The following is an 18,333-nucleotide window of genomic DNA, read 5'->3' as shown; positions in this document are numbered from 1 at the left end:
ATATGTTATGCCGCAAATTAGCCGCTCTGCACTGGTTCCGTTCAGTGTGGAACAGATGTACAACCTTGTGAATGATGTCCGTGCGTATCCGGAATTTTTACCGGGTTGCGTGGGAAGCCGTATTATCAGCCATGACCAGGATGAGATGACCGCGTCTGTGGATGTGTCCAAAGCCGGTATCAGTAAAACCTTTGTGACCCGCAATCAGCTGACCAGTAATGAGTATATCCGTATGCAGTTAGTGGAAGGCCCGTTCCGCAAACTGATGGGCGGCTGGTCGTTTATTCCGCTGAGCCAGGATGCGTGCAAAGTTGAGCTGAATCTGGATTTTGAGTTTACCAATAAACTGGTTGAGCTGGCTTTCGGCCGTATCTTTAAAGAGCTGGCCGGTAATATGGTGATGGCATTTACCAAACGGGCAAAAGAGGTTTACCGTGTCTGATATTTCCGCTGAAGTCTGCTACGCCCTGCCGGATAAACAATTTCTGATCCCGGTGAAAATAAATGAAGGGGCCACCGTGGAGGCCGTTATTCTCGCGTCCGGTATTTTATCATTACGGGATGATGTGGATTTAACAAAGAATAAAGTCGGTATTTTCAGCCGCCCGGCAAAACTGACCGATATTGTCAGTGATGGTGACCGCGTGGAAATATACCGCCCGCTGATTGCGGACCCGAAAGAAATGCGCCGTAAACGGGCGGAAGAAGCCAGCCGCAAAAAGAAAGAGAGCTGATTGCATACCTCCCGGGCAAATCACTCCGGGAGGCAATACAAATATCCCCTGCCCCTTTATCAGTCAAAGCGGATAATATATTCTGCTGTTCCCGAGAACTGCCCCGGTTCAACCTGATTTTTCAGTTTATAAATATAGGCTGTTACAGACGCACTTAACTGTTTTTGCATATCGCCGATATACATCTTATTTTTCGCGGTAATCTGTTCATTATCATGATAAAGCACAAAACCGATTGCCGGATTCGTTGAGGCGATAACCGCTTTATCTGCATGCGCGAAACGGGTTGTCCCGCTCAGTGTAATCGAAACGCTTTTGGTGGTTTGCTCATTCGTGCAGCTGACTGAAAGCACATTCCCGGCGTGAATGGTTGTTTTACCCGTTTCTTCGGGAAAATCAGCAAGATCCAGATTACCGAAGTTATAAACTATCTGAGGGGTATCAATGACACAGGTTTCAACAGTATCAATATTGGCCGATAATTTAAGCCTTGCGATTGTTTCGTACCGGTCATCCTTTATCAACCCGACCTGTGATGATGATAATCTCAGCGGCTCCGGATTATCTTTTGCCGCATAAACCGAAATAGTGACCCGGGGAATGTACATCACGCCATTCCGGTTTTCCGCAGAAAACGCAATACCCTTTGATGAAGAAGGCTGGACGCCGTCCAGGCGGACAGAATAAGCATAGTCCTTGTTAAGGTAATAGGCAGGCGCCCCGTTTATCATCCTGAAAAACTCAGGGGATGCATCACTGTTCCGCTGCGTTGTTACCAGTAATAACTCCTCGTACATGCTGTTATTACAGGTTGAAATATCATCAACCTGCAATATATCCGTCGCCATTAACGTTCCGGCGCTGATTTTACCCTCAACACGTGCCAGCAGATGTGATTCTGCTGTTTTCAGCACAGCTGTACTTTTGCCGCAATCCGCTGCTGCCGGTATTGAAAACATGAGTAATGTCAGCATCAGCCATTTATTTCGATTCTTCAGTATCATTATAACTCCACTAAATGCTATTTACCGACTGCCACTGCCGATACGGTAATATACCTGTCAGTGACAAACTGCATCGAAAAGATAAAATCCGTTTACTTTCCGTTTTCCGTTAATATCGTAAGAAAAACTGCACTGATATTGATTTTCGTCTCCCCAGGTGATCCTGATAGTATCTTTATCTTTCGCCCCGGTGAGATAAAGCCGCCCGTGGTTACTGACATATGTACGTTCCTGTTCACCGTCACCGCCGGTTTCTGCATAAGCACCAAACGGAATCAGCTGATTATCTTCTCCGCGCAGTGTGACCAGAATTTTGGTTCCGAGAGTTGTTTTATAATCAAGCAAAACAATGGCGCCGCGGGTCGGATATATTTCTTTTATCGTGGCGTCAATTTCCGCATTTTCCGGAAGTGTCAGGTCATTAATCCGGACACTGTTATTACGGTAAGGAATAAGATTAGACACGATGGCCAGGCCGGAACCGTCCGTTGCCACGCCGGGATTATTAAGAATATGGATACCTTCAGCGCCCGGCGTGTATATCAGTCCGTTAGTATTACCGAGCGGTCGTGCCAGTGTAACGCCATAACCGCTGGCAACCAGGGAACCGTTCAGACCATAAGAAAACTGGTGGTTATCTTTCTTATAAGAATACCCGGCATTCACATCGCCGTATTGCCCTTTATATTTACCGTATGCACTACCGTAGTAGCCATTCCCCTTGTTGCCATATCCCTGCTGAACGTTCCACGCGAGGTTTTTTTCATCCAGAAGGAGACCGCCAATCCCGGCGTAATTATCAAAGTTACCGTCCTTATCATAAGAGGCTCCGTAGGTTACCCACTGATCGTTAAAACGACCCTGTAAGGGAATACTGATATTCAGGGAAACAACATGGTCATTATTACGGTCTGTATCAAAAAGATTGGACGAATTCTTTTTCCGGTTGAGTGAATTTTTATAATAGGCATAGTTGACACTCACCGTTGCCCCGTAAAATACATTGCTATAACCGATATTATAAGACTCAGTACTTTTTTCTTCATTATTATAATAGGTGTTGTACGTCTGACGGGATACCGACGCATTTAATATTCCCAGTTCATCCGGTAAGCTTTGGGTCATTGTTAAATCAAACTGACCTTTACGCATCAGATAAGCCGATGTATCCGCCCGTCCGCTGTAATAATCAAACATATCAGTCATGGTGAGATAATCACCACTCATATAGCGATACCCGGCAAAACTGATACTCGTGCCCGTCTCTTCCAGCGACTTGGAGTAACGGACACGAAATGCCCTGCCATTCATATCGTCAAAAGAATCCGGTTGCGCCCGGGTGAACATAATATCCGTTGCTATCGCACCCACGACCGGAATATTGATACCGATACCGGCGTCATAGGCCTGATAACGGGAGGCAACCTGAACACCGCCGAAAATAGTGGTATTACCGGTTAGTCCGTAGAATGTATCTGCCTGAACAAATTTTGTTTTATTACCGGTATTTTCTGAAGTCACGTAATTATTCATTCTGTACTGACCAGCTGTAATACTGTATTTATAGCGATCCTTACGCTGCATGAAATTAAGAGATGAAAAAGGAACAACAGAACGGAATTCGCTGCCGTCAATACCTTTACGGACAACGTATAAATTTTCCCCGCTGTTCAGAGGAATAACATCGGTTAATTCATAAGGTCCCGCAGGGACATTAGTCCGGTAAATAACATAACCGTTCTGATATATCTCAATAGTGGAGTCTGTTGTGGCTACACCACTGATAACAGGGGCATATATACTGGCATATTGCGGATACATCTGGTCATCTGACCATAGTTTTATTCCGCGAAATGCGACGTTATCAAAAATATCAGAATCCGAAAAATTATCGCCAACTAAAAAGTTACTTTTTATTGACCGCAGAGGACGTTCAATATAATTCAGCTGACTCTCCCATTTTTGATTACCATCCGAACTTCTGCTCCAGGTACTGTTGTTGCGGTAACGCCAGCTGCCGAGATTCACACCGGAACGCAGATTCAGATAAAAGGAATCGTCGGTATGATTATTTTTACTGTCAACCAGATGCAGGCCGGAAAAACTATAATCAGTAAAAACAGAAGGAATGCCGTCATCCCACAGTAACTCCTGCCGGGCATCCAGCGCTTTCTGATCAAACATCACCTGCGGCATACTGAGATACAGCCGGCCCATATTCCCTTTAAATTCAGCCTCCGCTCCCGGAATACCACTCAGGTCAACACAATCCCCGGATTGATCCTGTAACGAATAATATTCCGGCTTTATGCCGTAGTCCGCTAACTCTGTATCTGTAAAGCAAGGCCGCAGTTTATGGGTATTTTTGTCGCTGTAGAACAGAATTTCCTGCGTATTGACATACTTGTCATTCAGATAGATATCAACCCGGTAAGTGCCGGGTATGAAAGATGATTTTTCAAATGCGGTTAAATCGATATTAAGCGCTTTGCCCGACGGGCTGGTAAGAAAATCGGGGTCAAAATAATCGTCGGCTCCTGCCGGGTTGATGCCTGACAATGCAACTATCAGAATTGAACTGTAACGCCATGTTCTTTCTGATGATTTCATAATAATATCTCCATGAAAATCCCTATCATGAAAAGAAAATTTTATTTAAAAATCACAAATCAGCCTTAAATAGATTCAATTTCCCTAAATCATCAATAAATACGTAGTTTACCACAGATGGTTTTTTATTATTTTTTAACAAAATTAATGTCGATGATTCAGGTTTTATATAGCTCGGAGATTTCAAAACATCATCATTCACCTTAACTTCACTAATATTAATGAAGTATTTTGTCGGATTTTTAAACTCTATTTTCCCGTCAACATAGCGGACACTCACTTTTTTAAATACATCAACAGGATCTGTAAAAGATAACGATTTTGGTCTGTAAATTATTTTAACTCGGTTGTTAACCGCAAAGGTAAGCTTGTTTATTTTCAGATTTCTATCCGTTGACGGAATAAATTTCACATTCAGCCAATACAGAGATTCACGATCCGCAGGTGGTTCACCGACCATCACCACCCGGAGGCTGCTCGATGTATTACTCTCCAGCTTGAATAACGGAGGAGTTATTACAATGTCATTCGTTTCCTGTTCATTTTCATCCAGTACCCAGCTTTGGATAAGATAATTTACTTTATCCTTATTATGTATACTTGTACTACCTTCATTTTTACCGTCACTGATAACAACCCGGGTTGCTCCCAGGTATGTATCGGCAACACTGTAACTTATAAAAATACATGAAAGTATAAATATAAATATCTTAATAGATTTAATCATGACTCCACCTGACAATAATTAACAGGGCAGACGAATCTGCCCTGTATGCATATAGTTATTAGTTATACGTAATGGTATAATCTACTGCAGCATCAATCGTACCAGGTTGTAACGGCTCTGCAGTTCTGAGCAGACGTGGTACATATTTAAATGTTGTTTCACCACCGATAATCGGTTGTGTTGAGATTTCCGTACCATTTACCTTACGAACCTGATTTGATGACTTGTCATTTAAAACAATAACCAAGCCGGTGGCAGAGGTTGGTGTTGCTTTTAAGCCAATCTGCTCTTCAGCACCAGCAACAGGATTCTGAGCCAGTAATGACACGTTTGCATTCTTACCGGTACATTCTGTCAGTTTCAGCTCGACATCCGGTCCTATGGTTGAATCGCCGGGATTCGCAAATATACTCGCATCGTGAGTCCCCATATCGACATAAACATTTCTCACACCATTATTCACTTTACAGGTCGATGCATTAATCTTTCCTTCGAAGTAAATAGTACCAGTATCATCAGCAAATGATGCAGCACTGAATAACAAAGCAAGAGCAGTTGGTAAAACAGCATATTTAAGTTTCATAATACTTCCTTTTATAGAAATTAACAGTAGTAATTTACAACTCCATTTTTAATTCCGGCTGACGCCGCAAACTAATCATTAGCTATGCGCATAGAAATATTCACATCAGATATATCACCTGATGATATCAAATAACCTCTATTATATTTATTAGTAACTTTATTTTACGCTATTGACTTTTCTCTCCGGATGTAACTATTTTACAAAAATACCAACCATTCAGGTTTAACAAACACTACCATCTATTTTCCGTGTCAGTCCAGAGTAATTTCAGTGATAATATTAAATCAGTATTCATACTTTGTTATTACATTAACATTAAATTAATCTAATGTTACGGATATACAGTACAAACAGTACGAGATTTATTATTAATAAATGTCATTCATTAATATAAATGACAATAAAATACACTTACCATAACGATATAAACATCAACGCACTGATTTATAAAGAAAAATATTGTTTTATAAGATTTTTAACGATGCAGAGATTGTGATTTAAATGTAAAAGGCAACCAAAAACCATATATAAACTTGAAATACCGGTTAATACCCATGGAGTTAATTCATTACATTTCATTTTAGCTTTCCGGAATAATCGCTACCCGGATATGCCCTGCGCAGGAAAGCCTGGTTCACACATTGTAAATTAAGAGAAAATGCCTCCCATTATTAAGATTAATCTCACCATCAGAATAACCACCATGATGTCATTAATTCATAATAAATACGTAATTTTCATCATCATACTTATACGATTCAGGAATAATAATCGTTCAGATTGTTCAGTCCCTGTTTCTCCTGAGTAAATGCAATATTGATTTCCCCGTTCTTTCTGGTAATCGTCAGCACCCACAGGCTGTCAAAATCCTCACGCGGCCAGGCCGGCATACCGGCGTAACCCCCGCCGGTCTGTTTCAGAATATCCCTTACGACCTTAATCAGATTATCATGCTCCCAGACCACAAAGACCGTATGCCGGTGGTGGGTTTTATCCAGTAATGCATCCCGCAGCGCTTTGGTTTCTTTGGCGTGAAATTCCAGATGCACCGGCAGAGATAAGCGGATTGCCACCGGGGTTATGGTCTGAAGGGAGCGCAGCGAATTGCCGAGCTTGCTTTGTTTCGGCGCGGCGGCATACAGCGCATCCGCCCTTCCGTAACGGGCGATCAGAAGATCAGCCAGTGCCAGCGCACGGTTTAATCCCTTGCCGGTTAACTGACCACTGTCATTGTCCGGTTTTTCGCCGTGGCGCAGAAAAACCAGTGTCTGTACTGAATGAGTCATCTGCCTGATACCTGATTTGCAGAATACGGATTTAAGAAACCGGATGTTCATGACAATCCTTATTGTTTCCGGAAAGAATAAGTGTAATCGCCCGCCGCCGGTTAGCCTACTTTTTACATGAATTTTTATTTTTCAGAGAAAATGCATTTTCCGGTTTATGTCAGCAGGTTACTCCGCTTATTTTATCGTCATCTTTCATTCCCGGAGAATTTGATCAGTGAAAAATAAAATAACAGGAAAAAACACGGCTGCACCGTTTTTACGTTCCGGATAACGCTTTTCATCCCGTTGACGGATACACTGTATCGGTGCCATTAATAAGGGAATATAACAATATTACATAAAGGATATTATCTATGCGTCAGATTACCATCCGGTTAGCCGATCCTTCGGATGCAGCAGCTTTGTGTGACATGCATCAGGACTTTACCGCCTGCGCCAATACGTTACAGATGCCGTACACTTCGCGGAAATTCTGGGAACACAGGATGAGCCAGAGTGATCAGTCAGCCACCCGTCTGGTCGCGGTGGTTGAGGGCGTGGTGGCCGGGCTGCTGGGCATTAATCAGAACAGTAATCCCCGCCGCCGCCATGTGGTTAATTTTGGTATTACGGTCAATAAAAACTACCGCAGGCAGGGTGTCGGCAGTGCATTAATGCAGGCCATGATCGATTATTGTGATAACTGGCTGGGTATCCGCCGTATTGAACTGGAAGTGTTTGCCAATAATCCGGACGGTCTGGCTCTGTATGAAAAATTCGGTTTTCAGCGCGAAGGGATTGCCCGCGATTATGCGTTCCGCGACGGGCGTTATGTCGATGCGATTCTGATGAGCCGGATAAACGACCAACCCCAATAACCGGATAATCCGGAAAGACGAAAACGGAAAATAATGTATGGAACATAAATGGGTCTGTATTCAGTGCGGGGAAAAAGAGATACCGCAATACGCGGAATATTGTGATGAGTGCGCGGAAAAACAGATATCACGGATCGGCGGCTGGCTGTGGCTGCCGTTAATTACGCTTTTTCTGTCACTGGGTGCCGGTGGTTACTCGCTGAGTGAGTGGTATGATTTATATCAGCAAAATGCGGGGTTTATTCCTGACCGCATACTGCAGGTCATGTATATTAATATTGCTTTTACCATACTGACCATGCTGCTGATACTGACAACGCTGTATTATTTCTTCAGGCTCTCCCGTTATCTGCCGAAGCTGTTTATTGCCTTTATTCTTTTTGCTATCGCCTCGGAAGCCATTCAGGAAATAGTGCTGGTTAATCTGCCGGATGTTAATGTGGACTTCACGCTTTATTATCCGCTGATAAGATTGGTCATTTACGCTATCATCTGGGTTTCGTATTTCCTGGTGTCTGAACGGGTAAAAAGAACGTTTGTTCATTAATTTAAGGGAAACAGCATGAATAAGTTTATTTTTCCGGCAATATTATGTGCCGCCACACTGGTCACACTGCCTGCCAATGCAGATAAACTGCCGGATAATCCTTATTTATCGACAGCGGCAGTCAGTAGTGTGCTCAGTGCCTACAGCTCTGTGATGATAAGTGCTGCCATTTTATCGCCGGTTATTTTGCCTGCACAACTGAGTGTGGAGTCAGTGGAAAACAATAAAAAAGAAAAAGTCACCACTATCACCGGCAAAACCGATAAAAATGAAGATGTTGTGCTGCTGGTCGCCACTGAAAAACTGGAGAAAATACCGGTGACCCCGGGTGATAAACTGGCAATGGAACCGGCGGAAAAAGGCCCCGGTGCGTACCTGAAAAAGGACGGGAAAATTATCACTCATATGGTGAACAAGGATGATCGTGAATTAACCCATCAGGAGAAGATGCCATAATATGCGACTGCTGAAATCCGTTTTTGCGGCTGCCCTGCTTACTGCGTCCGGCCTTGCATACAGCAGCAGTCAGAACTGTGCGGATAAATCCCCGCCCACCCCGCAGGAAGCCGCACAGCGCACCGCACAGGCCAAAGTACTGAATGACTGGCTGGAGAAACAGGGCGACCGGGTCGTCCTGCTGGTCCGTCAGGGTCAGGCGCTGAGTGACTACGGGCTGAGCTTTTCCCATGCCGGTTATGCCGTGCGGGAAAGAAACGGCACCTGGCGGGTGTATCACAATCTCAACACCTGCGGCACTGCGCAGTCTGAATTGTGGATCCAGGGGCTTTATCAGTTTATTGATGATGAACTGGCGGGAAATACCGTTGCCACCCTGCACTTCCCGCCGGCCTTACAGTCTCAGCTGCTGAAAGTGCTGCGTGATCCGGAGCTGCGCAAAGCCCTGCACAATCCGGCTTACAACATGGTGGCACATCCGTTTGCGACCGACAGCCAGAACTCCAACGGCTGGGTACTGATGGTATTTGCCGCAGCCCGCTCTCCGGGTGTGAATTCCGTTTCTGCCGGGGTAAACTGGCTGAAATCAGAATTCTATATCGGCTCCTCAGCCGAGGCCGGGCTGGTTAAACGGGCACTGGCAGACAGCCTGATGCCGCATATGTCCACTGACGGGCAGCCGGTCACCGGGATTGTGACCTTTAACTCCGGCGACAGCCTGCTCGGGTTTCTCAGCCGTTACGGCAAATTCCGGGTTGAGTGCAGTCACGGCAGCTTCGGCAGTGCCGTCTGTATGGTGCCGCTGCCGGAATAATGACCACCCGGTTATTTTATATCCTGCTGCCATTATTTCTGATGGCAGCATTTTTCGTCGCTTTTTTGTTCCCCTTCCCGTTTATGTGATTTCCCGTCCCGCTTTTACCGCCAACCTGCCCGTTATATTAAATTTTCTTTTCCTTTTATTTTCATTAATTTAGTTGCAAACAATAACTTTACCGGGCTAATAATAAATCATAACAAGAGCATGGCAACTGCCAACACCACGCAAGACAGGGGAAACACCATGAGCAAACACGAGACGTCATCCGCGCCTCCGGCGCATGACCATGATTTTATGTTTACGCCCATACCGATGACACACCGCCGCGAGACCTGGAAACAGGTACTGGTCTGGATAGGCTTCGGGTATGTGGCAACCGGGTTATTTATCGGCGGCGCACTGGCCGGGGCCAACGGCGGGCCGGGAATGTCATTTCCGATGGCGCTGCTGGCTATCGCCATCGGGATGGGATTGTTGTTTATTCTCACCTCACTGCTCGGCATTATGGCGCAGCGCACCGGGCTGAGCCTGGCACTGATCAGCCGTTTTTCCTATGGCCGTTTCGGTGCGAACCTGCCGATGATTGCGATGGGACTGCTGACCCTCGGCTGGTTTGCGGCGATCACCGGCATGGTCGGGGATATCTGGGGCACGTTCCTGGGCAATCCCAGCGGGATCATCGTCTTTAACCCGGCGGAGCACGGCTACAGCGGTGTGCCGATCACCCTGGAAGTCTTTCTTTCCTGTGTCGTCGCCGGCCTGCTGTTTACCTACACCTCACTGCATGGCATGAAAGGGCTGGAAATTATCGCCATTCCGGTATCACCGGTTATTATGATTATTGCTGTGATCACCGGTTATGCCATGTTGCAGGAAGGCGGCGGGTTATCGGTCTTTATTGAGAATTCCAACCGTAATGAAGGACTGATGCTCTCAACCGCGATCACCATGGTCGTCGGCAGCTGGATTGCCGGGGCGGTGATGGGTGTGGATCTGTTCCGCTTTAATAAGAGTATTTCTGCGGTATTCTGGGGATCGGCGGCCTGTTTTATTTTCACCAACCCGCTGCTCAATGTGGTCGGTTATATCGGCACCATGACAGTCGGGATGCCGAACTACATTACCTGGATGATCGAGAAAAGCTTCCTGCTGGCGCTGATCGGGGTGATCACCTGGACACTGTCACTGTGGACCACCAATGACGCGGAACTCTACTGTAACTCGCTCTATACCGGGCCGGTACTGGATTCCGCCGGGATAAAGGTCAATAAAAACGTGCTGATCCTGACCACCGGGATTATCGGCACCGTGCTGGGCGCTATCGGTTTTTACCAGATCTTCTTTGCTGATTTTATTAACTATCTCGGCATTATGGCGCCACCGCTGGCCGGGCCGCTGCTGGCGGATTACTACATCACCCGCAAATGCCGCTACGACATCACGCAGATTAACAGTCAGCCGAAATACAATTATGCCGGGGTGATCAGTGCGCTGGCCGGCATGGCTTCCGGTCTGGTGATGGCACTGAACAACATTCTGTCTGACTGGCCGACCGGCCTGCTGGCATTAGTTATTACCGTTATTATTTATCTGATATTGCATCCGCTGCTGGCGGCAAAAGCCACCTCACCGGCCACAGGGAGATCATAATGAAAAAAGTTTACCTGAATGAATTTACGACTGAAGAACTGAAAAACCGGTTCGATAAGGGCGAAATTGACAGTGCTATTACCATTTTCGGCAGTTGCGAGAGCCACGGCCCGCATCTGCCGCTCGGTCCGGATCTGTTTGTGCCGGAAGCCGTTGCCCGCCGGGCGGCGCAGCGCCTTTCCCGCACGATTGTGGTACCGGGCGTGCCGTTCGGTACTTCCGCACACTATAACGGCACACCGATGGCGATTAACATCCGCTTTGAAACCGTCATTGCGATTGCGGAAGACATGTTTGAGAGCCTGATTCAGTACGGCATCAAACACATTTTTGTCTTCAATGGTCACGATGGGAATATTCCGTCGCTGGATATCGCGCAGCGAAATGTCAAAGCGCGTCATAAAGATGTGGTCTTTGCATTCCTGCCGGCCTGGTGGTCCGTACTCGGCGGCCGTCTCGGGGAGAATTTCTTCCGTGAGTGGAGCGGTCTGGGACATGGCGGTGAGGGGGAATCCTCCATTACCGCTGCGGTGTGTCCGGATCTGTGCGACCTGAGCAAAGCCGTGCGTCAGATGCCGGAAGACAGCATCCGCCACGGTGATAATGTGCAGATTATGTGGGATATCACCGAGGTTTCAGTGACCGGTGCCACCGGCGATCCGACTTACGCCAGCATTGAGAAAGGCGAAAAAATGCTGGATGCCCTGACTGACCTGGTGGTGGAAAGTATTGAAGCGCTGGAAAAAACCAACTGGAATTATGATTTACGCGCCAGGTAAACAGTAAAAAGCCCCGCAATGCGGGGCATTTTTCAGAGTCCGGCAAATTCAGGGATTGGCGGCCGTCCGTGTGATTCCAGAAAATCCAGTACCCGGCGCGGTGTCACATTCAGGATGCGCGTTTCAGGAAACTCAATCTCCCGCAGCATGGTCACCACCCGCTCAAAATTACCCAGATAACCGGCATAATGCGAATCTGAGCCCAGCGAGATCCAGCCGCCGTGATCACGCACCGCTTCGGCAATCGCACGACAGTTTTTCTCACTGCCCGCCCGTGAATGCAGGAATGAGGAGTTATTCATCTCCAGCGCCACATTGCACTCCTTTGCCGCCTGCACCACCGCCTGAATATCCAGCGGGTATTTCGGGTTTCCGGGATGGGTGATAATCTGCACTTTTCCGCTGCGGATAGTGGCGATCATGGCTTCGGTATTGGCGGCCTGTCCCTGCGGCTGCAACACCGGTTCGTGAAAACCGGCGAGAATAATATCCAGCTGCTGTGCCATTTTATCTGTGCAGTCCGTTTCTCCGGCCTGATTTTTAATATTGGCCTCAATACCGTACAGCAGTCCGGCACCGTTAATCATGCGCGGCAGAACCGGCATATTGGAAAAATGCCACTGATGCGGGCTGTCCGCCATGTCCGGCCCGTGGTCGGTGATCGCAAACAGGGTTATTCCTTTCTCCGCCGCTTCGGTGAAATATTCACGGACGGTACTGTAAGCATGGGTACTGGCAACCGTATGGGCATGTAAATCAACCGGATATATCACTCTGCTCTCCTTTCTGCGGTTAAGCACCTCTTGACCCTATCAGATTCTGAAACGGGTCTTCAACCCGGCGCACGAATTAACACACTGGCGGGTGTCAGGGTTATCATCCACTTTTTCCGTTCTGCAACAGATGTTCAATCCGCGCGGGCAGTTCCGGATGGTCTTCAGCGGGACAAGCCGGGCAGATATCTCCTTTTGCCGGAAAAAATGCTAAACTCTGCACGATCACCTATTTAACCGGAGTATACCTCTTTATGCACGCATCCACCCCGTCAGAAAAACCGGTGTTATCCGTTTTTGATTTTGACGGCACGCTGACCCGCCGTGACAGTTTTGTTCCTTTCCTGCGTTTTGCCTTCGGTAAACGTGTTTTTTCCCTGCGGATGCTGCGTCTGGTTCTGCCGACACTGCGCTGCTTTTCACGCAAACTGACCCGCGACGAACTGAAAGAAGTGCTGATCACCACCTTTCTGACCGGTACCGATGCCCGCTGGGTGGAGAAAAAAGCGCAGGAATTCTGCGCACGTTACTGGCATAAGATGATGCGCCCGGAAGGTCTGCACGCAGTGGCAGCGGAAATTGCATCAGGTGCGGAAGTCACACTCTGTTCCGCATCCCCGGAGCTGGTGCTGAAGCCGTTTACGGAGCGGCTGGGGATCAAACTTATCGGCACTCAGCTGGAAGAGAAAGACGGCATTCTGACCGGGAAAATCAACGGCAACAACTGCCGCTGCGGCCAGAAAATTGCCCGGCTGCAACAGGTTTACGGCGATTTATCCGCATACCATATGCGTGCCTGGGGTGATTCACGGGGGGATTATGAGCTGCTCTATGCCGCAGGCGAACCTCACTGGCGCCATTTTCACCGTAATCCGGCGAAATATGAAAAACGCCGCAAACAGTTTTCATCCCGCTGAAAACAAAAACGGGCTGTATCATACAGCCCGTCAATAATCACAGCGACCGTTATTTCGGCATTTGCTGTTCCATCATGGCTTTAGCCTGCGCTAACGCCTCAATACCCTGCTTACAGGCTGCATCCTGTGCATCGGCAGGTAATTCCGTAAACTGTTTTTTGGAATCAGCATACTGCTGCTTCATGGTATCAACCTGACCTTTCATTGCATCATTTTTGGCCAGCAATTCCATATATCCATCAACCTGTTTAAAGTAATCTTCACAGGTGGCAGATAACTGAGCAGAAAATGCAACGGAAGAAAGTGATAACAACCCGGCAGCTAAAATTAACTTTTTCATTAAATATCCCTTTAATGCATTGTTATTGAGCCTGTAATGTAATCGTTAATATTTTACTCCGCTATCAGTTTGCTCTTAATCCCCCTCTCCCGGAAGCAGAAAATATATCCGGGAAAATAGTTTCAATATGATTAATAATTAATATTGTTAATCGTTTTTACAATTCAGTCTGCGGAAATAAAACAGTTCCGGATCACCGTCATCCAGATTATCCACCTGCCCGCTGAGTACAAAGCCCTGACGCAGCAGCAACGCCTGCATACCGGTATTTGAGGTATTCACGGAGGTAAACAGTTTTTCTGTCCGGCACTGCTGCTGTAATGCCACCAGCAATGCACTGCCGACCCCCTGCCCGCGCAGTGCCGGATCCACCATCAGTAACTCAATAAATCCGCAGCCGAAAAAGTGATAATGCAGTACGCCGTAACCGGCTGTTTTTCCTTCACGCCGCAGCACAAAACAAATTTTTTGCTCAATCCAGCGGCGGATCGCCTCACACCGTTGCGGCTCCTGTGCCGCAACGGTATCAAGGACAATTAACGCTGCGAGATCCTGTTCCGTTGCCGGGGATATTTCCCCGGCGCTCCGGTCATTTATCATCATGACGTTCAGGCATCCTCCTGAACAATACCGGCTCCGGCCGGTTCCGGTTTCTGTGAAGCTAACAGTTCCAGCAGTGCATACTGTTTTACCGTCCGTTGTTCCGCTTCTTCTGCCAGAACAGCGGCTCTCGCCGGATCACTGCTGCTGAGGCGGTTAAAACGCTGCTCCTGATGCATCACCTCCGCCGGGGATTGTGACGGCGGACGGGAATCCAGTACCAGCGGTGCTTTGCCGGTGCCCTCACGGCGCGGATCAAACCGGTACAGCGGCCAGAACCCGCTGGCTGTCAGCGCTTTCATCTGGTCGTAACTGAATGCCAGGTCATAACCATGCTCTTCACACGGGCTGTAGGCAATAATCAGGGACGGGCCGGGATAGGATTCCGCTTCCTGAATCGCCTTCACGGTCTGGTTCATCTGCGCGCCGATGGCTATCTGTGCCACATATATATTGCCGTACATCATCATGGACACGCCCAGATCCTTGCGGGATTTACCTTTACCTTCCTCGCCGAATTTGGTGACTGCCCCCATCGGTGTGGCTTTTGATTGCTGGCCGCCGGTGTTGGAGTAACACTGGGTATCGAGCACCAGCACATTGACATTCTCACCGCTGCTCAGTACGTGGTCGAGTCCGCCGAAGCCGATATCATAAGCCCAGCCGTCACCGCCGATCAGCCAGACGGATTTGGGCAGAAGGTAATGCGCATCCTCAGACAGCTCACGGGCACGCGGATCCGGGTTATCCGCCAGCAGTGTCCGCAGTTCCGTGATAGCATCACGTTTTTCATCCGCAGATAGTGTTTCATCCGTCAGCCGCTGCTGTAACTCATCCGGCAATTGTGCCGCAAAGGTCATCAGCAGACGTTTCACCCGTTTTTTATGCTGGTCAGCCGTCAGACGGAATCCCAGCCCGAACTCGGCATTATCCTCAAACAGCGAGTTGGCCCAGGCAGGACCGCGTCCCTCTTTATTGGTGGTGTACGGCGTGGTCGGCAGGTTGCCACCGTAAATAGACGAGCAGCCGGTGGCATTGGCGATCAGCAGCTGTTCGCCGTACAACTGGGTCAGCAGTTTGATATACGGTGTTTCACCGCAGCCGGCACAGGCGCCGGAGAATTCAAACAACGGCGTGATAAGTTGTGATGTCCGGATATCAATGCGCTCAAGCCGCGATGCCGGGGTGTCCGGCAGTTGCAGGAAGAAATCAAAGTCAGCTTTTTCCTCTGCCAGATGTGCCAGCCGCGGCTGCATATTAATGGCACGGATGGACGGATCCTCCCGGTCTTTCGCCGGGCAGACCTCATAACAGAGATTACAGCCGGTGCAGTCCTCCGGTGCGACCTGAAGGACATAATCCATCCCTTTCATATCGCGGGATTTGACCGGCAGACGCTGCAATGTATCCGGTGCGCCGCTGAAATCTGCGGGATCGGCCACTTTGGCGCGGATAGCCGCATGCGGACAAGCCGCAACACAGTAGTTGCACTGGGTACAGAGAGACGGTTTCCAGATGGGGATCATCTCCGCGATATTGCGTTTTTCCCAGCGGGTGGTACCGGAAGGCCAGGTGCCATCCGGCGGGAATGCCGATACCGGCAGTGCATCACCGCGCCCGGCCAGCATCATCGCAGTGACGGTTTTGACAAATTCCGGTGCGTTATCCGGCACAACCGGCGGACGCGGCAGACTGCTCATATCCACGGGCTGTAATGGCACGCGGTGCAGGGCTTCCGGGGTGCGGGCTATCGCCATCAGGTTATCCTGAACCACACTTTCCCCTTTTTTGCTGTAGCTGCGGATGATTGCCTGCTGTAAATATGACTGAATTTCCGCCGCCGGTAACAGAGCGGTCAGATGGAAAAACGCCATCTGCATAACGGTATTAATCCGCGCACCGAGGCGGCATTCACGGGCAATACGGTAGGCATTGATAACATACAGCTGCGCCTGTTTCTCCGCCAGGATTGCCTGAACATCCTGCGGGATATGGTGCCAGACCTCATCCGCCGGATACGGGCTGTTGAGCAGAAAAATCCCGCCCGGTGCCAGTTTCTCCGCCATTTCATATTTGTCGAGGAACTGCCACTGATGGCAGGCAATAAAATCCGCCTGCCGGATCAGATAAGTAGCGCGGATCGGCTGTTCGCTGATGCGCAGATGAGAAACGGTAAGGCCGCCCGCCTTTTTCGAGTCATAGACAAAAAAGCCCTGCGCATAGTTATCTGTGTGACTGCCGAGGATCTGAATGGCATTTTTGGCGGCTGAAACCGTGCCGTCACTGCCCAGCCCGTAAAACAGCGCACTGAGGCGGTGTGTGACCGGCAATTCCGCCGGAACCGGTGCCAGGGACAGCCCGGTGACATCATCAATAATACCGGCTGTAAAGCGGCGTTTCGGCGAGGTTAGTGTCAGTTCACGGAAAATCGCCATCACACAATCCGGATCAAACTCTTTGGATGACAGCCCGTAGCGTCCGCCGATAATGCGCGGCAGCTGCGCCCGTTCCCCGTTCTGATATGCTTCGGCAAAAGCGGTCATCACATCCAGATAGAGCGGCTCTGCCTGGGCACCCGCTTCCTTGGTCCGGTCGAGCACGGCAATGTGCTGCACACTGTCCGGAATGGCATCGAGGAAATGCAGTGCGGAGAACGGCCGGTAGAGGTGCACTTCCAGCACGCCGACTTTTTCGCCCTGCGCAATCAGTTTGTCCGCCACTTCCTCCGCCGGACCGGCGGCAGATCCCATCAGGATAATCAGGCGCTCTGCCTGCGGGTGTCCGTAATACGTAAACGGCTGATAATAACGGCCTGTCACCTCACCAAATGCGGCCATTGCATCCGTCACATGCTGATAAACCGCGTCATACCACGTGTTAGTCGCTTCGCGGGCCTGGAAATAGGTATCCGGATTGGCCGACGTGCCGCGTATTACCGGGTGTTCCGGCGATAGTGCTCTGTCGCGGTGAGCGCGGATCGCCTCTGCCGGGATCAGTTTGCTCAGCTCCGCACGGCTGACCGCAATAATTTTGTTCATCTCATGAGAGGTCCGGAAACCATCAAAGAAATGAATAAACGGCACGCGGCTGTTCAGCGTGGCTATCTGTGAAATCACCGCAAAGTCCTGAGCCTGCTGGACGCTGTTGGCGCACAGCAGTGCACAGCCGGTCTGGCGTACCGCCATCACATCCGAGTGATCACCGAAAATAGAGAGCGCGTGAGTCGCAACCGTCCGCGCCGCCACATGCAGAACAAACGGGATCAGCTGTCCGGCAATTTTATACAGGGACGGGATCATCAGCAGCAATCCCTGGGAGGACGTGAAAGTGGTCGACAGTGCACCGGTCTGAAGTGCGCCGTGAACGGTGGCAATGGCTCCGCCCTCCGACTGCATTTCCATCATGCGCGGGACATCGCCCCACAAATTGGGTTCCCCGGTCACGGACCAGTGGTCGGCATATTCGGCCATGGTGGAACTCGGGGTAATAGGATAGATGGCGATCACTTCATTCAGCTGATACGCCATCCGCGCCACCGCCTGATTGGCATCAGTGGTGATCATGCTATGTATTTCGTTGCTCACAATAAGACCCTTCATTTTTATTATTTTTACAACATAACAGAATAAAAAATGCCGGATTAT

Annotated in this window: 18 protein-coding genes; 9 read left to right on the top strand and 9 right to left on the bottom strand. The window is 48.9% G+C overall.

Features of this window, described 5'->3' with window-relative positions:
- Positions 1-7: 7 nt before the first annotated feature.
- Complete coding sequence (locus U868_RS0111030; RefSeq protein WP_025153345.1) at positions 8-442, top strand: type II toxin-antitoxin system RatA family toxin; 435 nt, start codon at positions 8-10, stop codon at positions 440-442.
- Positions 435-734, top strand: a complete 300-nt coding sequence (locus U868_RS0111025) for an RnfH family protein (protein WP_025153344.1) — start codon at positions 435-437, stop codon at positions 732-734. Before U868_RS0111030 ends, U868_RS0111025 begins: the two co-directional genes overlap by 8 nt.
- 59 nt (positions 735-793) lie before the next feature.
- On the opposite strand, the gene U868_RS0111020 is transcribed toward U868_RS0111025, so the two are convergent.
- The 5 genes from U868_RS0111020 to U868_RS0111000 form a co-directional block, all read right to left on the bottom strand.
- Positions 794-1,738 carry a fimbrial protein gene (locus tag U868_RS0111020; RefSeq protein WP_080694349.1) on the bottom strand — a complete coding sequence of 315 codons (945 nt, stop codon included), beginning with the start codon at positions 1,736-1,738 and terminating at the stop codon, positions 794-796.
- Between the two features lie 57 nt (positions 1,739-1,795).
- Positions 1,796-4,348: a fimbria/pilus outer membrane usher protein gene (locus U868_RS0111015; protein WP_025153342.1), complete on the bottom strand. Its 2,553-nt coding sequence runs from the start codon at positions 4,346-4,348 to the stop codon at positions 1,796-1,798.
- A gap of 52 nt (positions 4,349-4,400) precedes the next feature.
- Entirely contained in the window at positions 4,401-5,075 is a 675-nt protein-coding gene (locus U868_RS0111010) for a fimbrial biogenesis chaperone (RefSeq protein ID WP_025153341.1), read from the bottom strand.
- Positions 5,076-5,133: 58 nt separating this feature from the next.
- Positions 5,134-5,658: a fimbrial protein gene (locus U868_RS24095; RefSeq protein ID WP_025153340.1), complete on the bottom strand. Its 525-nt coding sequence runs from the start codon at positions 5,656-5,658 to the stop codon at positions 5,134-5,136.
- Positions 5,659-6,419: 761 nt separating this feature from the next.
- A complete protein-coding gene (locus U868_RS0111000; RefSeq protein ID WP_240182712.1) occupies positions 6,420-6,947 on the bottom strand; it encodes a histidine phosphatase family protein in 528 nt (175 codons plus the stop codon).
- Positions 6,948-7,303: 356 nt separating this feature from the next.
- Between U868_RS0111000 and U868_RS0110990 the strand changes: the two genes are divergently transcribed.
- The 6 genes from U868_RS0110990 to U868_RS0110960 all read left to right on the top strand — a co-directional run bounded on the left by U868_RS0110990 (position 7,304) and on the right by U868_RS0110960 (position 12,059).
- Positions 7,304-7,807 (top strand): GNAT family N-acetyltransferase, encoded by a 504-nt coding sequence (locus tag U868_RS0110990; RefSeq protein WP_025153338.1) that lies wholly within the window; start codon positions 7,304-7,306, stop codon positions 7,805-7,807.
- A gap of 37 nt (positions 7,808-7,844) precedes the next feature.
- On the top strand, positions 7,845-8,354 hold the full coding sequence (locus U868_RS0110985; protein ID WP_025153337.1) for a DUF2569 domain-containing protein: 510 nt from the start codon (positions 7,845-7,847) through the stop codon (positions 8,352-8,354).
- A gap of 15 nt (positions 8,355-8,369) precedes the next feature.
- Complete coding sequence (locus U868_RS0110980; RefSeq protein WP_025153336.1) at positions 8,370-8,810, top strand: STM0539 family protein; 441 nt, start codon at positions 8,370-8,372, stop codon at positions 8,808-8,810.
- A 1-nt stretch (position 8,811) separates the two neighbouring features.
- Positions 8,812-9,624: a DUF2145 domain-containing protein gene (locus U868_RS0110975; RefSeq protein ID WP_025153335.1), complete on the top strand. Its 813-nt coding sequence runs from the start codon at positions 8,812-8,814 to the stop codon at positions 9,622-9,624.
- A gap of 249 nt (positions 9,625-9,873) precedes the next feature.
- Positions 9,874-11,280: a purine-cytosine permease family protein gene (locus tag U868_RS0110965; protein WP_025153334.1), complete on the top strand. Its 1,407-nt coding sequence runs from the start codon at positions 9,874-9,876 to the stop codon at positions 11,278-11,280.
- Complete coding sequence (locus tag U868_RS0110960) at positions 11,280-12,059, top strand: creatininase family protein (RefSeq protein ID WP_025153333.1); 780 nt, start codon at positions 11,280-11,282, stop codon at positions 12,057-12,059. The genes U868_RS0110965 and U868_RS0110960 overlap by 1 nt, the downstream gene beginning before the upstream one ends.
- Before the next feature lie 32 nt (positions 12,060-12,091).
- Here the strand turns inward: U868_RS0110960 and U868_RS0110955 are convergent, their stop codons facing one another.
- Positions 12,092-12,829: a phosphatase gene (locus tag U868_RS0110955; protein WP_025153332.1), complete on the bottom strand. Its 738-nt coding sequence runs from the start codon at positions 12,827-12,829 to the stop codon at positions 12,092-12,094.
- 257 nt (positions 12,830-13,086) lie between these two features.
- On the opposite strand from U868_RS0110955, the gene U868_RS0110950 reads away from it, so the two are divergent.
- The gene (locus U868_RS0110950) at positions 13,087-13,749 is read left to right on the top strand and encodes an HAD family hydrolase (protein ID WP_025153331.1); all 663 of its coding nucleotides are present in this window, start codon (positions 13,087-13,089) and stop codon (positions 13,747-13,749) included.
- A gap of 49 nt (positions 13,750-13,798) precedes the next feature.
- On the opposite strand, the gene U868_RS0110945 is transcribed toward U868_RS0110950, so the two are convergent.
- The 3 genes from U868_RS0110945 to nifJ all read right to left on the bottom strand — a co-directional run bounded on the left by U868_RS0110945 (position 13,799) and on the right by nifJ (position 18,252).
- A complete protein-coding gene (locus U868_RS0110945) occupies positions 13,799-14,089 on the bottom strand; it encodes a DUF5339 domain-containing protein (protein ID WP_025153330.1) in 291 nt (96 codons plus the stop codon).
- Between the two features lie 147 nt (positions 14,090-14,236).
- On the bottom strand, positions 14,237-14,692 hold the full coding sequence (locus U868_RS0110940) for a GNAT family N-acetyltransferase (protein ID WP_240182711.1): 456 nt from the start codon (positions 14,690-14,692) through the stop codon (positions 14,237-14,239).
- Between the two features lie 5 nt (positions 14,693-14,697).
- On the bottom strand, positions 14,698-18,252 hold the full coding sequence (gene nifJ, locus U868_RS0110935; protein ID WP_025153328.1) for a pyruvate:ferredoxin (flavodoxin) oxidoreductase: 3,555 nt from the start codon (positions 18,250-18,252) through the stop codon (positions 14,698-14,700).
- Positions 18,253-18,333 lie beyond the last annotated feature (81 nt).

It is taken from the genome of Morganella morganii H1r, assembly GCF_000633515.1.
In the GTDB taxonomy this organism is placed as follows: domain Bacteria; phylum Pseudomonadota; class Gammaproteobacteria; order Enterobacterales; family Enterobacteriaceae; genus Morganella; species Morganella morganii_B.
The sequence above is the reverse complement of the archived record's forward strand: the minus strand, read 5'-3'. Positions and strand labels throughout refer to the sequence as shown.

What these genes read in the sequence shown, in the direction of transcription:
- U868_RS0110980 (WP_025153336.1), top strand. Translation starts at nt 8,370, where the DNA reads ATGAATAAGTTTATTTTTCCGGCAATATTATGTGCCGCCACACTGGTC.
- U868_RS0110990 (WP_025153338.1), top strand. Translation starts at nt 7,304, where the DNA reads ATGCGTCAGATTACCATCCGGTTAGCCGATCCTTCGGATGCAGCAGCT.
- U868_RS0111020 (WP_080694349.1), bottom strand. Translation starts at nt 1,738, where the DNA reads ATGATACTGAAGAATCGAAATAAATGGCTGATGCTGACATTACTCATG.
- U868_RS0110950 (WP_025153331.1), top strand. Translation starts at nt 13,087, where the DNA reads ATGCACGCATCCACCCCGTCAGAAAAACCGGTGTTATCCGTTTTTGAT.
- U868_RS0110985 (WP_025153337.1), top strand. Translation starts at nt 7,845, where the DNA reads ATGGAACATAAATGGGTCTGTATTCAGTGCGGGGAAAAAGAGATACCG.
- U868_RS0110975 (WP_025153335.1), top strand. Translation starts at nt 8,812, where the DNA reads ATGCGACTGCTGAAATCCGTTTTTGCGGCTGCCCTGCTTACTGCGTCC.
- U868_RS24095 (WP_025153340.1), bottom strand. Translation starts at nt 5,658, where the DNA reads ATGAAACTTAAATATGCTGTTTTACCAACTGCTCTTGCTTTGTTATTC.
- U868_RS0110945 (WP_025153330.1), bottom strand. Translation starts at nt 14,089, where the DNA reads ATGAAAAAGTTAATTTTAGCTGCCGGGTTGTTATCACTTTCTTCCGTT.
- U868_RS0111010 (WP_025153341.1), bottom strand. Translation starts at nt 5,075, where the DNA reads ATGATTAAATCTATTAAGATATTTATATTTATACTTTCATGTATTTTT.
- U868_RS0110965 (WP_025153334.1), top strand. Translation starts at nt 9,874, where the DNA reads ATGAGCAAACACGAGACGTCATCCGCGCCTCCGGCGCATGACCATGAT.
- U868_RS0111000 (WP_240182712.1), bottom strand. Translation starts at nt 6,947, where the DNA reads ATGACTCATTCAGTACAGACACTGGTTTTTCTGCGCCACGGCGAAAAA.
- U868_RS0111030 (WP_025153345.1), top strand. Translation starts at nt 8, where the DNA reads ATGCCGCAAATTAGCCGCTCTGCACTGGTTCCGTTCAGTGTGGAACAG.
- U868_RS0110940 (WP_240182711.1), bottom strand. Translation starts at nt 14,692, where the DNA reads ATGATGATAAATGACCGGAGCGCCGGGGAAATATCCCCGGCAACGGAA.
- U868_RS0110960 (WP_025153333.1), top strand. Translation starts at nt 11,280, where the DNA reads ATGAAAAAAGTTTACCTGAATGAATTTACGACTGAAGAACTGAAAAAC.
- nifJ (WP_025153328.1), bottom strand. Translation starts at nt 18,252, where the DNA reads ATGATCACCACTGATGCCAATCAGGCGGTGGCGCGGATGGCGTATCAG.
- U868_RS0111015 (WP_025153342.1), bottom strand. Translation starts at nt 4,348, where the DNA reads ATGAAATCATCAGAAAGAACATGGCGTTACAGTTCAATTCTGATAGTT.